13 protein-coding genes are annotated in these 13,923 nt (G+C 71.3%); 2 read left to right on the plus strand and 11 right to left on the minus strand.

Annotated features, from left to right (window positions below):
- Positions 1–397: 397 nt before the first annotated feature.
- Positions 398–1,225, minus strand: coding sequence for a DUF4184 family protein (locus V6R91_RS34025; protein ID WP_336398991.1), 828 nt, complete (start codon positions 1,223–1,225; stop codon positions 398–400).
- 46 nt (positions 1,226–1,271) lie between these two features.
- A complete protein-coding gene (gene tyrS, locus V6R91_RS34030; RefSeq protein ID WP_336398992.1) occupies positions 1,272–2,573 on the minus strand; it encodes a tyrosine--tRNA ligase in 1,302 nt (433 codons plus the stop codon).
- A gap of 239 nt (positions 2,574–2,812) precedes the next feature.
- Between tyrS and V6R91_RS34035 the strand changes: the two genes are divergently transcribed.
- The gene (locus tag V6R91_RS34035) at positions 2,813–3,430 is read left to right on the plus strand and encodes a DNA-binding protein (RefSeq protein ID WP_336398993.1); all 618 of its coding nucleotides are present in this window, start codon (positions 2,813–2,815) and stop codon (positions 3,428–3,430) included.
- An 80-nt stretch (positions 3,431–3,510) separates the two neighbouring features.
- On the plus strand, positions 3,511–4,107 hold the full coding sequence (locus V6R91_RS34040; protein WP_336398994.1) for a hypothetical protein: 597 nt from the start codon (positions 3,511–3,513) through the stop codon (positions 4,105–4,107).
- Between the two features lie 21 nt (positions 4,108–4,128).
- On the opposite strand, the gene argH is transcribed toward V6R91_RS34040, so the two are convergent.
- The 9 genes from argH to V6R91_RS34085 all read right to left on the minus strand — a co-directional run bounded on the left by argH (position 4,129) and on the right by V6R91_RS34085 (position 13,854).
- The gene (argH, locus tag V6R91_RS34045; RefSeq protein WP_336398995.1) at positions 4,129–5,559 is read right to left on the minus strand and encodes an argininosuccinate lyase; all 1,431 of its coding nucleotides are present in this window, start codon (positions 5,557–5,559) and stop codon (positions 4,129–4,131) included.
- Between the two features lie 52 nt (positions 5,560–5,611).
- Positions 5,612–6,718, minus strand: coding sequence for a heparan-alpha-glucosaminide N-acetyltransferase domain-containing protein (locus V6R91_RS34050; RefSeq protein ID WP_336398996.1), 1,107 nt, complete (start codon positions 6,716–6,718; stop codon positions 5,612–5,614).
- Between the two features lie 28 nt (positions 6,719–6,746).
- Complete coding sequence (gene argF / locus V6R91_RS34055; protein ID WP_336398997.1) at positions 6,747–7,670, minus strand: ornithine carbamoyltransferase; 924 nt, start codon at positions 7,668–7,670, stop codon at positions 6,747–6,749.
- The gene (locus V6R91_RS34060; protein ID WP_336398998.1) at positions 7,667–8,899 is read right to left on the minus strand and encodes an acetylornithine transaminase; all 1,233 of its coding nucleotides are present in this window, start codon (positions 8,897–8,899) and stop codon (positions 7,667–7,669) included. The genes argF and V6R91_RS34060 overlap by 4 nt, the downstream gene beginning before the upstream one ends.
- Positions 8,896–9,795, minus strand: a complete 900-nt coding sequence (argB, locus tag V6R91_RS34065; RefSeq protein ID WP_336398999.1) for an acetylglutamate kinase — start codon at positions 9,793–9,795, stop codon at positions 8,896–8,898. The genes V6R91_RS34060 and argB overlap by 4 nt, the downstream gene beginning before the upstream one ends.
- The gene (argJ, locus tag V6R91_RS34070; RefSeq protein WP_336399000.1) at positions 9,792–10,949 is read right to left on the minus strand and encodes a bifunctional glutamate N-acetyltransferase/amino-acid acetyltransferase ArgJ; all 1,158 of its coding nucleotides are present in this window, start codon (positions 10,947–10,949) and stop codon (positions 9,792–9,794) included. The genes argB and argJ overlap by 4 nt, the downstream gene beginning before the upstream one ends.
- Positions 10,946–12,025 carry an N-acetyl-gamma-glutamyl-phosphate reductase gene (gene argC / locus V6R91_RS34075; protein ID WP_336399001.1) on the minus strand — a complete coding sequence of 360 codons (1,080 nt, stop codon included), beginning with the start codon at positions 12,023–12,025 and terminating at the stop codon, positions 10,946–10,948. Before argC ends, argJ begins: the two co-directional genes overlap by 4 nt.
- Before the next feature lie 235 nt (positions 12,026–12,260).
- On the minus strand, positions 12,261–13,241 hold the full coding sequence (locus V6R91_RS34080; RefSeq protein ID WP_336399002.1) for an NAD-dependent epimerase/dehydratase family protein: 981 nt from the start codon (positions 13,239–13,241) through the stop codon (positions 12,261–12,263).
- A 22-nt stretch (positions 13,242–13,263) separates the two neighbouring features.
- Complete coding sequence (locus tag V6R91_RS34085; RefSeq protein WP_336399003.1) at positions 13,264–13,854, minus strand: dihydrofolate reductase family protein; 591 nt, start codon at positions 13,852–13,854, stop codon at positions 13,264–13,266.
- Between the last annotated feature and the right edge of the window lie 69 nt (positions 13,855–13,923).

Here is a 13,923-nt window from a genome sequence, read left to right on the forward strand (position 1 = left end):
AGAAAACTGGTCGACAGAGAAATAAATTTGGCATTTGACAAGTGCACGCTGTTGAGTTCTCAAAGATCGGACGCACCAGCCAGCAGAGAGTCACAGACCCGCTGCCCCGGCTGGGCAACTTCACTATCTTACCTCGCCGTAGCGACTCCGTCAAACCGACCGGCGTCCTTCCAGCGAGTCCCCCACGAGTCCGACGAGCGGAAGACCCGCGAACGGATCTTGGTTTGTGGGAGGTGGTTCGCTGCTTGAGGGGAGCCAGGCCTTCCGGCCTTCCGCTCTACCCTTTGGGGCGAACAAGGAATACTTTACGTGCGATCCCCGATCACGTCGAATCCACCCCGCATCCCGGGCGTGTCGTGCCGGTTCTTCCGCAGAATCACGCGGTTCTCGCGGCTCGTCACCGGACGGCCGAGCGTCTCGGTGCGGAGGCGAGGCGCCGGCGCACCTGGACGGCGACGCAGAGCATGACGGTGGCGGCGCCCCACACCGCGCACGCGGGCGGAAGCACGCGGTAGGCCAGGTGGGCCGCCGTGAACTCGGCGTCGAGGCCGCCATGAACGGAAAGCCCCCACACCCACGCGACAGCAAGGACCACCGGCAACGACATCCACCATCCCCATCGCACCCATCGCGGCAGCACCTGCGAAGGCGCGCCGCCCGGTTCCCGCCGGGCAAGCCACAGGATCATCCAGACGCCGAGGATGGCGAGCCCGATCGCACTGGAGCCGTGCTGCAGCCACTTGTAGCCCGGAAGCGGACCCCAGTCCTCCGCCAGAGCAGGGACCGAGGTGGTGCCCCACCGGCCCTCGTGCGTGAAGAGGTCCCACACGATGTGGCTGACGACGCCGATCGCGAGCGAGACCGCGAGGAGCAGCATCCGCGTGGACCTCGCACCGGCCTCACCCGGAGCGATCGCCAAGGTCTCGCGCAGGGCGGCGCCTGCTCGCGCGTCCCACGACTCCGGCAGACGGGCCGCGAGCCACCGTGGCGCGAGCTCCCGTGCGGCAGGGCGCAGCACGCAGCGCCACACCAGCAGGAGCAGCAGGCCCATCAGGATCGTCGCCGGGAGCCAGCCGAGCGAGTGCGTGACACCGTAGTCCAGCGGCAGCGCCCGCACGAACAGCGGCAGGTCCGGCGTCATCGCGCCGATCGCGATCGCGGCGGGCACGAGCGGTGTGCGCACGAAAGGCAGCGCGACGACGGCATGACTCGGCGTGAACGGCATCCGTCACCCCTCCGTCGTCGCGGCGAACCCGCTCACGATCGTCGTCTCAGCCGACGAACACGCCCGCCAGCGTCTTCTTGCCGCGTCGCAGCACCGACACCCCGCCGGGCAGACCGCCCGACACGACGGCCGCGTCGTCCTCGACCTTCGCGCCGTCGAGGGACACCCCGCCCTGTGCGATCGCGCGGCGGCCCTCCGAGAGGCTCGAGACCAGCCCGGTGTCGACGAGCGCCTGCACCACGTTCGTCCCCGCCGCGACGGAGGCGTTCGGGAGCTCCTCGAGGGCGTGCCGCAGCGTCGTCGCGTCGAGCGCCGCGAGGTCGCCCTGCCCGAAGAGCGCTTCCGAGGCCGCGACGACGGCGGCCGTGGCATCCGTCCCGTGCACGAAGGTCGTCACCTCGAGGGCGAGGCGCTTCTGCGCGGCGCGACGGAACGGCTCGTCGGCGACGAGACGCTCGTACTCCTCGATCTGCGCCCGCGTGAGGAACGTGAAGATCTTCAGGCGCTGGATCACGTCGGCGTCGTCGGTGTTGAGCCAGAACTGGTACATCCGGTACGGGCTGCACATCGCGGCGTCGAGCCAGATCGCATTGCCCTCGCTCTTGCCGAACTTCGTGCCGTCGCTGTTGGTGATGAGCGGGGTGCCGATCGCGTGGACGTGCACGCCCTCCACCCGGTGGATGAGGTCCGTGCCGCTGGTGAGGTTGCCCCACTGGTCGCTGCCGCCGGTCTGCAGGACGCAGCCGTACTGGCGGTACAGCTCGAGGTAGTCCATGCCCTGGAGGATCTGGTAGCTGAACTCTGTGTAGCTGATGCCCGCATCGGAGCTGAGGCGCGCCGCGACGGCGTCCTTCTTCAGCATCGTGCCCACGCGGTAGTGCTTGCCGATCTCGCGCAGGAAGTCGATCGCGCTCATCGGCGCGGTCCAATCGAGGTTGTTGACGATGCGCGCGGCGTTGTCGCCCTCGAAGCTCAGGAAGCGCTCGACCTGCTCCCGCAGGTAGCCGACCCACTCGCCGACGGTCTCCTTGGTGTTGAGCGTGCGCTCGGCGGAAGGGCGCGGGTCGCCGATGAGCCCGGTGGACCCGCCCACGAGGCCGAGCGGCCGGTGGCCGGCGAGCTGGAGGCGGCGCATCGTGAGCAGCTGCACGAGGTTGCCGAGGTGCAGGCTCGGCGCGGTCGGGTCGAAGCCGCAGTAGTACGTGATCGGGTCCCCGCCGAGAAGGGCGCGCAGCGCCTCCTGATCGGTGGACACATGCACGAGCCCACGCCACACGATCTCGTCCCAGACGTTCTCGAACGCCGGGTCGTTGGCGGGCGCGGTCGCGCTCACGACGGTTTCAGACACGCGTTTCAGGCTATCAGCGACGGATGCCTCGCCCCGTGCGTCGCCGAGGGCCGATGCCTCGGCCCGGCTCGAGAAGCTGGAGTGGTACCGGGGTCGAGTCGACCTGCGGCGATCGCCTCATCGTCGTTGCTATAGTTGCGAAGCTTAAGTACTGTCTACTTTAGTCTACAGACTATGTTTGATTCAGCCTGGGGGCTAAACTAACGGGGACTTGATCTCCAGGACTGAAGGAAAACCCGATGTACGTCCTCACCGCCGATCAGCGCGCGAGCCGCGCGAACGCCGACGCTGTTCCGTCCGCTCTCGCCGTCGTCGCGCGCCACGGCGCCGGTGGGCTTGCGCTGCCTCCCGAGCGCACCGCCGGTGACGAGCTCCAGGTCGCGGTCGCCGACGCGTCGGCGGCGCTGTCGATCGTGCTCGAACTGACGAGGACAGGCGAATGGAGCGTCGGGCTGGGGGTGGGCACCGTCGAGTCGCCGCTTCCCCAGAGCGTCCGCGCCGCACGCGGGCAGGCCTTCATCAACGCGAGGGACGCTGTCGATCGCGCCAAGAAGTCATCCACCCGGATGGCCGTCACCGCACCCGTGGGCGGAGCGGATGCCGAGGCGCTCGTCGCCCTTCTCATCGAGCTGCGCGACCGGCGCACACCGGAGGGCTGGGAGGTCTACGACCTGCTCGCCGACGGGCTCACCCAGCGCGACGCCGCCGCACGCCTGGGCGTCTCGGAGGGCGCGATCAGCCTGCGCGCCAAGGCAGCGGCCCTGCGTGTCGAGGAGGCCGCCGTGCCCGCACTGGAGCGCGCGCTCGCACGCCTGGATGAGGAGACGCGCACCGTCTCGCCGCCCGAACGCAGCTGAGCACGACGACGCCGACCGGCTTCACGGCACACGGGATGCCGCACCCGGGCGCCGTCCGGGCCCCATGCCAGACTGACGCCATGGTCCTCCCCGACGTCGTGCTGACCGCCGCGCTCTCGATCTTCCTGTTCGTCGTGCTGTGCGCAGCGCTCGTGCTGGTGGTCGTCAGTCTCCGCAAGCCGACGGATGTCCCGCTCGTCGTCGCAGGCGTCCTCGTCGTGCTGTGCCTGCTCGCGGTGACGGTGTCGCCCGTCAACGTGCCGCTGCTCCTCGGCTTGGGCATCGCACTGCTCGGAACCACCCTGGCGGTCCTGGGCGGCAACCCCATCACGCGGCGCATCCTCGACGTCGCCAGCCACGGCCGCGTGGAAGAAGGCGACAACGGCGGCATCCTCCTGCGTGCCCCGTCCCTGCCGGGAGCGGTCGCCGGCGAGGGCGCCGTCCGCGAGGTGATGCGAGGGGGAACCACCATCGGGTACCTCGAACGCGTCGCAGTGGTGCTCGGCATCATCGCGGGGTTCCCCGAGGCGATCGCCGTCGTGGTGGCCCTCAAGGGCATCGGCCGGTTCACCGAGCTCGCCAGCGCCGAGGCCCGCGAACGGTTCATCATCGGCACCCTCGCGAGCCTGGTGTGGGCGTGCGTCGTCGGCGCGCTCGTGCGGCTCGCGATCTGGTGATCGCGGCGGGTGTCTCGAGCGCTACAGCCCGAGCGCGTGCGCTGCCGCCTGCACCCGCTGGATCAGCTCGGCGCGCTGCTCCTCGACGCGCACCGGAGCGGTCCCGCCGACGCCCGTGCGGCTCGCCACCGAGCCCTCGATGCTGAGCACGTCGCGCACGTCGGGGGCGAGGTGAGGAGAGACCGCGGCCAGCTGCTCGTCCGACACCTCGTGCAGCTCGAGCCCGTTCTCTTCGCAGACCCGCACGAGGTGGCCCGAGATCTCGTGCGCGTCACGGAACGGAACCCCGCGCTTGACGAGCCACTCGGCGACGTCGGTCGCCAGCGAGAAGCCCTGCGGGGCGAGCGACGCCATGCGGTCGGTGTGGAAGCGCATCGTCGCGACCATGCCGGCGAACGCCGGAAGCACGGTCTCAAGGGTGCGCACCGAGTCGAACACCGGCTCCTTGTCTTCCTGCAGGTCGCGGTTGTACGCCAGCGGCAGCGCCTTCAGCGTCGCCAACAGGCCGGTGAGGTTGCCGATCAGACGACCGGCCTTGCCGCGCGCGAGCTCGGCGATGTCGGGGTTCTTCTTCTGCGGCATGATGCTCGACCCGGTCGAGTACCCGTCGTCGAGGGTCACGAAGCCGAACTCGCGGGTGTTCCAGAGGATGATCTCCTCGGCGAAGCGCGACACGTCGATGCCGACCATCGCCGCGATGAACGCGAACTCCGCCACGACGTCGCGCGCCGCCGTCCCGTCGAGCGAGTTCTCGGCCGGCCGGGCGAGGCCGAGCTCGCGCGCGACCAGCTGCGGATCCAGACCCAGCGTCGATCCGGCCAGCGCCCCGCCGCCGTAGGGCGAGACCGAGGCGCGGACCGACCAGTCGCGCAATCGCTCGAGATCGCGCACGAGCGGCCAGGCGTGGGCCTGCAGGTGGTGCGCGAGCAGCACGGGCTGCGCGTGCTGCAGGTGCGTGCGCCCGGGCATGATCGCCTCGGCGTTGGCTTCGGCCTGCGCGACGAGGGCGTCCACCAGCCGCAGGATCTCCCGCGCGATCGTGCGCGAGTGGTCGAGCAGGTACATGCGCACGAGGGTCGCGATCTGGTCGTTGCGGCTGCGTCCGGCGCGCAGCTTGCCGCCGAGCTCGGCGCCCACGACGCCGATCAGCGCCTGTTCGAGTGCACCGTGGACGTCTTCATCGGATGCCGACGGCCGAAGCGTCCCCTCCGTGATGCCCTGCGCCAGCGTGTCGAGGCCGTCGTGCATGGCCTCCTCCTCGTCGGCGGTGAGGTAGCCCGCTGCGGCGAGCGCCTTCGCGTGCGCGTGGGAGCCGGCGATGTCATACAGCGCGAGATCCCAGTCGAAGTGCGTGGACCGGCTGAGCTCGGCCAGTTCGGGGGACGGCCCCGTCGCGAAGCGGGCTCCCCACAGTGCGCCTTCGTTGGTGCCGTCGGCCTTCGATTCACTCACCGTCCCAGCCTACCGACGGCGGCCGGGCGCTCGAGCCCGCCGCGGCCCGGGGTCAGCGGGAGCGGCGGCCCGGCACGACGAAGCGCGAGCCGCGGTCGAGCAGCGTCTCGAGCGGGCCGCGCCCGACCAGCAGCGCCCACGCCGTGCAGAAGAGCACCGTGCCGAGCGTCAGCGGCCAGAACGGCTCCAGCGCGCGGAACCCGGCGAGGTCGCTCACGCGGTCCAGCGTCAGCGCGGCGACGACCGCCCACACCACCAGCTGCAGCGTGTAGGCGGTGAGCGGCATCGCCCCGACCGCGCGCAGCGGCAGGACGACCCACACCAGCACCGTCCGGCACGCGAGGAGGCAGACTCCGAGCGTGAACAGTGCGAAGCCGCCCGACCCGATCACCTCGAGCAGGCCGGTGGAGTGCGGCCGCGCCGTCCACAGCGCGCCGAGGTACGACGTCGCCTCCTCCGCCGACGACGACCCGGTCGTGGCATCCAGCCCGTAGCCGAGCGCCGCGAGCACCATGCCCACGGCCACCAGCAGACCCTGGACCCGCAGTCGCGTGACACCGGCGCGCGCCACGCCGAGCCCCGCGACGACGAAGACGATCCACGTCGTGAACGGATAGTGCCAGCCCAGGGCGACGGACGCCTCGGCGCCGAGGGCGGTGTCCCACACCGGCAGCGCATCGAGGATCACCTGCACGAGCGGCATCGTCACCGCGAGCACCGCGGCCAGCGCGAGCAGCGGGCGCGCCCCGAGGCCGGTGAGCGGGAGCGCGAGGAGGAAGAGCACCGCGTAGGCGGGCAGGATGACGAAGACCGGGACGGTCGTCGCGATCAGCAGCGCGCCGATCACCCAGAGCAGGCACGCGCGCACGGCGATGCGGTATCTCGCCGTGGTCATGGCGGCGGCGGGAAGCGGCATCCGTCCCCCGGTCATCAGGCCGATCGACACGCCCGCGAGCGTCGCGAACAGGATGGAGGATCGGCCTTCCGCCACGGCCACCCACGTGCCGGCGTCCGAGAGGTCGAACTCCTCCGTGATCGACAGGAGATGGGCGGCGAGCATCCCGAGCACGGCGAGTCCCCGGGCGAGGTCCACCCCGGTGATGCGGGGTGCGCGATTGAGACGCGCCCACCGCGAGGCGACCCAGCCGGGGGCGCTCACCGATCGGGGTCCCATCGCGCCGACGGGCTCAGCCCTGCCGCAGGAGCCAGACCAGCAGGGCCTTCTGCGCGTGCAGCCGGTTCTCGGCTTCGTCCCACACGACGCTCTGGGGGCCGTCGATCACCTCGGCGTCGACCTCGTAGCCGCGGTCGGCGGGCAGGCAGTGGATGAAGATCGCATCGTCCTGCGCCAGCGACATCAGGTCCTGCGTCACCTTGTACGCGCCGAGGTCGCGCAGGCGCGCGAGCTTCTCCTCCTCCTTGCCCATCGACACCCAGGTGTCGGTGACCACGACGTCGGCGCCTGCGGCCGCCTCGTTCGGATCAGTGTAGAGGGTGACCGAGCCGCCGGTCTCGGCGGCACGGCGGTCGGCATCGGCGATGACGTCGTCGCGCGGCGCGTACGCCTCGGGTGAGGCGACCCTGACGTGCATGCCCGCCGTGACGCCGGCGAGCACGTACGAGTGCGCCATGTTCGACATGCCGTCGCCGAAGAACGCGAGCGTGAGCCCCTCGAGGTCGCCCTTGTGCTCCTTGATCGTCAGCAGGTCGGCGAGCAGCTGGCAGGGGTGGAAGTCGTCGCTGAGGGCGTTGACCACCGGCACACGCGTGCCGCGCGCCATCTCCTCGAGCCCCGCCTGCGCGTAGGTGCGCCAGACGATCGCGGCGACCTGGCGCTCCAGCACCCGCGCCGTGTCGGAGGGGGTCTCCTTGCCGCCGAGCTGGCTGTTGGCCGTCGAGATGATCAGCGGCGAGCCGCCGAGGTCGGCGATGCCGACGGCGAACGACACGCGGGTGCGCGTGGAGGACTTGTCGAAGATGACCGCGACCGTCTGCGGACCCTCGAGCGGCTTGAGCTTCCAGCGGTCCTTCTTCAGCGCGACCGCGAGCTCGAGGATCTCGTTCTGCTCGGTCTGCGTCAGATCGTCGTCGCGCAGCAGGTGGCGGGTCATGCGGGCACCTCCGTGCTCGTGGCGGCATGGGTCGAGCCTTCGAGCACCAGGGCGTCCTCGACCGTGCGCAGCGACGCCGTGAAGAGCTCGACGAACTCGTCGATCTCGACGTCGCCGATCGTGAGGGCGGGCACGAGGCGGATCGTCTCGTCGTTGGGGGCGTTGATGACGAGACCGTGCTCCTGCGCGGCCGCGACGAGCGCCTTGGCGACGGGATGCCGCAGGCCCACCCCGATGAGGAGGCCGAGGCCGCGGCATCCGTCGATCAGCTCCGAGTCGATGCCCTCGATCGCCTCGCGCAGCTGCGCGCCGCGCTCGGCGGCGTTGCGCACGAGCTCCGCCCGCTCGATCTCGCCGAGGACCGCGCCGGCGACGGCCGTCCCGAGGGCGTTGCCGCCGAACGTCGAGCCGTGCGTTCCGGGGTAGAAGAGCTCGCTCGCCTCACCGAACGTGATGAGCGCGCCGATCGGGAAGCCGCCGCCGATGCCCTTGGCGACCGTGATCGCGTCGGGGATGACGTCCTCGTGCTGGAAGGCGAACCACTCCCCCGTCCGTCCCGCGCCGGTCTGGATCTCGTCCACGATCAGCAGGGCCCCGTGGCGCGCGGTGATCTCCCGCGCGGCCGCGAGGTATCCCTCGGGCAGCGGCAGCACGCCCGCCTCGCCCTTGACGGGCTCGACGAAGAGCGCGGCGACCCGGTCGTCGATCGCGGCCTCGAGCGCCTCCGCGGTCGAGTCGATGAACTCGACCCCGGGCGTCATCGGGAGGAACGGCTCCTGCATGTACGGCTTGCCGGTGAGGGCGAGGGTGCCCATGGTGCGACCGTGGAAGGCGTCGTTCAGCGCGAGGATGCGGGGCCGCTCGGTGCCGCCGTGCAGGCGGGCGAGCTTGAAGGCCGCCTCGTTCGCCTCCGCGCCGGAGTTGCCGAAGTAGACGCGGCCGGCGTCGCCGGTGCCGGCGAGGCGCTTGAGCGTCGCGGCGAGCGCGAGCTGCGGCGGCGTCGCGAAGTAGTTCGACACGTGCGCGAGCGTGGCCGCCTGCGTCGCGATGGCATCCACGAACACCGGGTGGGCGTGGCCCAGCGAGTCCACCGCGATCCCCGCCAGGAAATCCAGGTAGCGCTTGCCGTCGGCGTCCCACAGATAGGAGCCCTCACCGCGCACGAACATCTGCATGCGGGCCCCGAAGCTCTTCACGAGGTCGCGCCCCGCGTCATCCTGCCACGTCATCCGAGCACCACCTCTGTTCCGATTCCCTTGCTGGTGAAGATCTCCACGAGCACCGAGTGCGGCACCCGCCCGTCGATGATCGCGGCGGTCTCGACGCCGCCCTCGACGGCCTCCAGGCACGCCGTCATCTTCGGGATCATGCCCGACTCGAGCTTCGGCAGCATCGCACGCAGCTCCGTCGAGTTCAGGTGCGACACGAGCGAGTCGCGGTTCGGCCAGTCGGCGTAGAGCCCGGCGACGTCGGTGAGCACCACGAGCTTCGCCGCCCCCAGCGCGACGGCGAGAGCGGATGCCGCGGCATCCGCGTTGACGTTCAGCGAGTGTCCCGGGTGGTCGAGGTCGGGGGCGATGCTCGACACGACCGGGATGCGGCCGGCGTCGATCTGGTCGAGCACCGGCTGCGGGTCGACCTGCACGACGTCGCCGACGCGGCCGAGGTCGTGCTCGACGCCCTCGATCACCACGCCACGGCGGCGACCGCCGAACAGGCCGGCGTCCTCACCGCTGAGGCCGGTCGCGACCGGCCCGTGGGCGTTGATCTTCGACACGAGCTGCGGGTTGATCTGCCCGGTCAGCACCATGCGCACCACCGAGATCGCCTCGGTCGAGGTGACGCGGTAGCCGCCCTTGAACTCGCTCGGAATGGCGAGGCGGTCGAGCATCGACGAGATCTGCGGGCCGCCGCCGTGGACGACGACGGGCTTGACGCCGACGTACCGGAGATAGGCGATGTCGGCGGCGAAGGCATCCTGCAGCTCCTCGCTCACCATCGCGTTGCCGCCGTACTTGACCACGACGATCTGGTCGCGGAAGCGCTTGAGCCACGGCAGGGACTCGATGAGGGTGACCGCCCGGGCGCTGGCCTCGGACGGATCGGTGTCTTGCAGATCGGTCATGAGGAGTATGCGCTGTTCTCGTGGACGTAGTCGTGGGTGAGGTCGTTGGTGAGGATCGTCGCCGATGCCGCGCCGACCTTGAGGTCGATGACGAGGTCGGTGGCACGCGGGGTGAGATCGACGGCCTCGCGCGGCGCGTCGGGCCCGCCCTGCGAGCACACGCGCACGCCGTTCATCCAGACGTCGACGTCGTACGGGTCGAAGGCGGCCGTCGTGGTGCCGATGGCGGCGAGCACGCGGCCCCAGTTCGGGTCGTTGCCGAAGATCGCGGCCTTGAAGAGGTTGTTGCGGGCGACCGAGCGCCCGACCTCGACGGCGTCCGCTTCGGACGCGGCGTTGATCACGTCGATCGTGATGTCGTGGCTGGCGCCCTCCGCGTCGCCCTGCAGCTGCCGCGCCAGGTCCTGGCACACGCCGGCGAGGGCGGCCGCGAACGCCTCCCCGTCGGGTGTGACGCCCGAGGCGCCGCTGACCATGAGCGTCACCTGGTCGTTGGTCGACATGCAGCCGTCGGAATCGAGCCGGTCGAAGGTGCGGCTCGTCGCCGCGCGCAGCGCCTCGTCGGCCTGCGCCGCGTCGAGCACCGCGTCGGTCGTGATCACCACGAGCATCGTGGCAAGGCCCGGCGCCAGCATCCCGGCACCCTTGGCCATGCCTCCGATCGTCCAGCCGTCGCCCGTCGCGACGGCCCGCTTGGGCGTGGAGTCGGTGGTCATGATGGCCAGGGATGCCGCTTCCCCGCCGTCGGCGGACAGCTCGGCGATGCCCTGCGCGGTGCCGGCGAGCACCCTCGCGCGGAACGCCTCGTCACCGGTGCCGATGAGCCCCGTCGAGCACACGAGGACGTCGCCGGCGCTCACGCCGAGCAGTGCCGCGGCCCTCTCGGCCGTCTGGTGGGTGGTCTGGAAGCCGAACGGGCCGGTGAAGCAGTTCGCGCCGCCGGAGTTGAGGACGATCGCCTCGACGACCCCGTCGCGGATGACCTCCTCCGACCACAGGATCGGGTTCGCCTTGGCGCGGTTGCTCGTGAAGACCGCCGCCCCCACTTTGAGCGGGCCGCGGTTGACCACGACGGCCACGTCCGGCCGGCCGGTCGACTTGAGGCCGACGGCGACGCCTGCCGCCTCGAATCCCTGGGGGGCGGTGACGCTCACGGGGCGACTCCGTTCACGGTCAGCGCGGTGCCCTCGGAGAGGCCCAGTGCGATGTTCATGGACTGCACGGCGGCTCCGGCCGTGCCCTTGACGAGGTTGTCGACCGCCGTGACGACGACGACGCGGTTCGCGGCCCGGTCGATGGCCAGGCCGATGAGCGCCGTGTTCGCGCCCAGCACGTCGGCCGTGCGCGGGAACTCCCCCGCCGGCAGCAGCTGCACGAAGGTCTCGTCGCCGTACGCCGCCTCCCAGGCGGCGCGGATCTCGTCGTCGGTCGCCCCCGCGGCGATCGGGGCGGTCGACGTCGCGAGGATGCCCCGCGCCATCGGCACCAGCACCGGCGTGAACGAGATGCGGATGCCCTGGTCCGCGGCATCCGCCGCCGTCGCCGTGTGCGCCGACGTGCGCGCGGCGGCGAGCGCCTGGCGGATCTCGGGGATGTGGCGGTGGGTGCCGCCCACGGCGTACGGGTTGGCGGTGCCGAGGATCTCGCCCGCGAGGAGATTGGTCTTGAGGCTCTTGCCCGCGCCCGACGGCCCGACCGCGAGCACCGTCACGATGTCGGACGGATCGATCACACCGGCGGCCACGCCCGGGGCGAGCGACAGTGACACGGTCGAGGCGTTGCATCCGGGGGCGGCGATGCGGGTCGCCCCCACGAGACGCTCGCGCTGCTTGGTGCCGGCGACGGGCAGCTCCGGCACGCCGTACACCCACGGCTCGTGGAAGTCGCCGCCGTAGAAGGCATCCCAGTCCGCGACCGCCTCCAGACGGTGGTCGGCACCGGCGTCGATGACCAGCGCGGTGTCGCCGAGGGCGTCGGTGTACTGACCCGACTGGCCGTGAGGCAGCGCGAGGAAGACGATGTCGTGCCCGGCGAGGGTCTCGGGCGTCGTGTCCTGAAGGGTCAGGTGCGCGAGGGAGCGGAGGTGCGGCTGATGCTGGATGAGCGGCTGTCCCGCGTTGGAGTGCGCGGTCACGGTGCGGATCTCGACGTCGGGATGCGCGGCGAGGATCCGCAGGATCTCGCCGCCCGCATAGCCGGATGCGCCGGAGACGGCGACCGAATATGTCATGGATTCCACCTTAGAGTCTGGGTGCGGGGCCGGGAGACGGCGACGCCCGCTCGCGACGGTCCATGACGGGACGGCGTGCGGGGTCGCCTAGAGTCGGCGCTCGCCCAGACGGCGTCGGCGCGCAGGGACGACGCTCGAAAGCGGCGTCGAGAGTCCCTGGGCGGCCGAAGGCATGGGGCGACGATAGCCGCTGCCGCGAGCTCGTGCCAAATCGGCGATCCGCGGCATCCGCCGATCAGGTCTGCAGATCGTGCAGCAGCGCGATCTCGTCGTCGCGCGAGAGGCCGGCCCGCCGCTCGCGCTCGAGACCGCGTTCCCGCTCGTCCGCGAGGGCGCGCTCCAGCGTCTCGCGCAGCGGGCGCAGGCGTCCGCCCAGCAGCCGGTAGGCGCTGTTGGAGCGGGTCCAGAAGCCCGCCATCCCCGCCGGCAGCCACAGCGGCAGCGACCGCGGCCCCATCCAGTACGCCACGCCGTGCTCCTCGAGCCATGGATCGCCCGCGGGGACGAGGGTCCCGGTGTGCCCGGCGACCTCGCGCGCCTCCGACAGCAGCCGGTCGAGGTCGACGGGGTCGCCGACGGCGTTGGCGACGCCCGTCCATCGCTCCCGCCCGATCGCCTGCACGAAGCCGGCGAGGTCGTCGACGTCGATCACCTGCGCGCCCCGGCCCTCGGTGTCGGGAACCAGCACCTCGCCGTCGCCGGCGAGCGCCAGCCGGCCCACCCAGTACCCGAAGCGATCGGTCGGATCGCCGGGCCCCACGATCAGCCCGGGCCGGACCACCGCCGCGCGGAAGCCGAGCGCGGAGCGGACGGATGCCTCGGCCTCGGCCTTCGCGCGCCCGTAGTCCGGCTCCTCCCCCGCACCGGCGGGTGTCAGCAGCTCAGCGCTCTCGTCCTGGCCGGGGTCGTCGCTCGAGGCGTAGACGGACACGGTCGAGATGTACGTCCAGTGCCCGGCGTGCGCGCCGAGCGCCTCCAGCGCCGCCGAGACGTGCACGGGGTTCGACGAGACGTCGACGATCTCGTCCCACTCCCAGCGCGCGAGCTCGGCGTACGCGCCGGCTTCACCCCGGTCACCGACGGCGAGCGTCGTGCCGTAGGGAGCAGGTCGTCCGCCGCGGGCCAGGCACGTCACCGACGCCCCGGCATCGGCCCATCGCTCGGCGATGCGCCCGCTCAGCCAACCCGTCCCACCCAGCACCAGCACGTCGGTCATGGGTACACCCAACCAGACGCGCTCACGAGGTGGCCAGGGCCCGTCGCTCACCGGCGGGGAGTACCGCATACTCCACGGCGAACACGTCGCGCGCGCGACGCCAGGAGAGAAGCTCCAGCTCACGGGATGCCGGCAGGTCGGCGAACAGGGGGATCCCGCCACCCACCAGCACCGGCACGATGTGCAGGAGCAGCGCGTCCACGAGGCCTGCGCGGAGGAACTGCTGCGCCGTGTGCGGGCTTCCCATGATCACCACCTCGGCGTCGCCGGCGACGGCGGTCGCCTGCTCGAGGATGCTCGACGGCTCTCCCGAGACGTAGGTGAAGAGCGTGCCATTCCTGCCTTCGGGTGCTCGAGCTTCGTGAGTCACCACGAAGACCGGGCTCGAGAAGACGTCATCGTCGCCCCATGGTTCCTGGCCGGCGTCCCAGGTGCGTCGGCCGAAGATGATGGCGCCCGCCCGGCGGAATCGTTCGACCAGCTCCCGCGCGATGTCATCCCCGCCCTGGGGTCCGGCGTCGTCGAGCCAGCGATGCAACCGTGAGAGGTCGTCGCGTGGTGCGGCCGCGTACCCGTCGACGGAGACCGTGACGTAGAGGACAGTCGAACCCATCAGCCGCTCCTTCCGGACGTCGCCGGATTCCCCGGCGTTCTGAGCGTAGGACGCGAGTGGCCCACTGGT

Source organism: Microbacterium sp. CCNWLW41 (assembly GCF_037083505.1).

What these genes read in the sequence shown, in the direction of transcription:
- V6R91_RS34025 (WP_336398991.1), bottom strand. Translation starts at nt 1,225, where the DNA reads ATGCCGTTCACGCCGAGTCATGCCGTCGTCGCGCTGCCTTTCGTGCGC.
- V6R91_RS34035 (WP_336398993.1), top strand. Translation starts at nt 2,813, where the DNA reads ATGTACGTCCTCACCGCCGATCAGCGCGCGAGCCGCGCGAACGCCGAC.
- V6R91_RS34040 (WP_336398994.1), top strand. Translation starts at nt 3,511, where the DNA reads ATGGTCCTCCCCGACGTCGTGCTGACCGCCGCGCTCTCGATCTTCCTG.
- argF (WP_336398997.1), bottom strand. Translation starts at nt 7,670, where the DNA reads ATGACCCGCCACCTGCTGCGCGACGACGATCTGACGCAGACCGAGCAG.
- V6R91_RS34060 (WP_336398998.1), bottom strand. Translation starts at nt 8,899, where the DNA reads ATGACGTGGCAGGATGACGCGGGGCGCGACCTCGTGAAGAGCTTCGGG.
- argB (WP_336398999.1), bottom strand. Translation starts at nt 9,795, where the DNA reads ATGACCGATCTGCAAGACACCGATCCGTCCGAGGCCAGCGCCCGGGCG.
- argC (WP_336399001.1), bottom strand. Translation starts at nt 12,025, where the DNA reads ATGACATATTCGGTCGCCGTCTCCGGCGCATCCGGCTATGCGGGCGGC.
- V6R91_RS34080 (WP_336399002.1), bottom strand. Translation starts at nt 13,241, where the DNA reads ATGACCGACGTGCTGGTGCTGGGTGGGACGGGTTGGCTGAGCGGGCGC.
- V6R91_RS34085 (WP_336399003.1), bottom strand. Translation starts at nt 13,854, where the DNA reads ATGGGTTCGACTGTCCTCTACGTCACGGTCTCCGTCGACGGGTACGCG.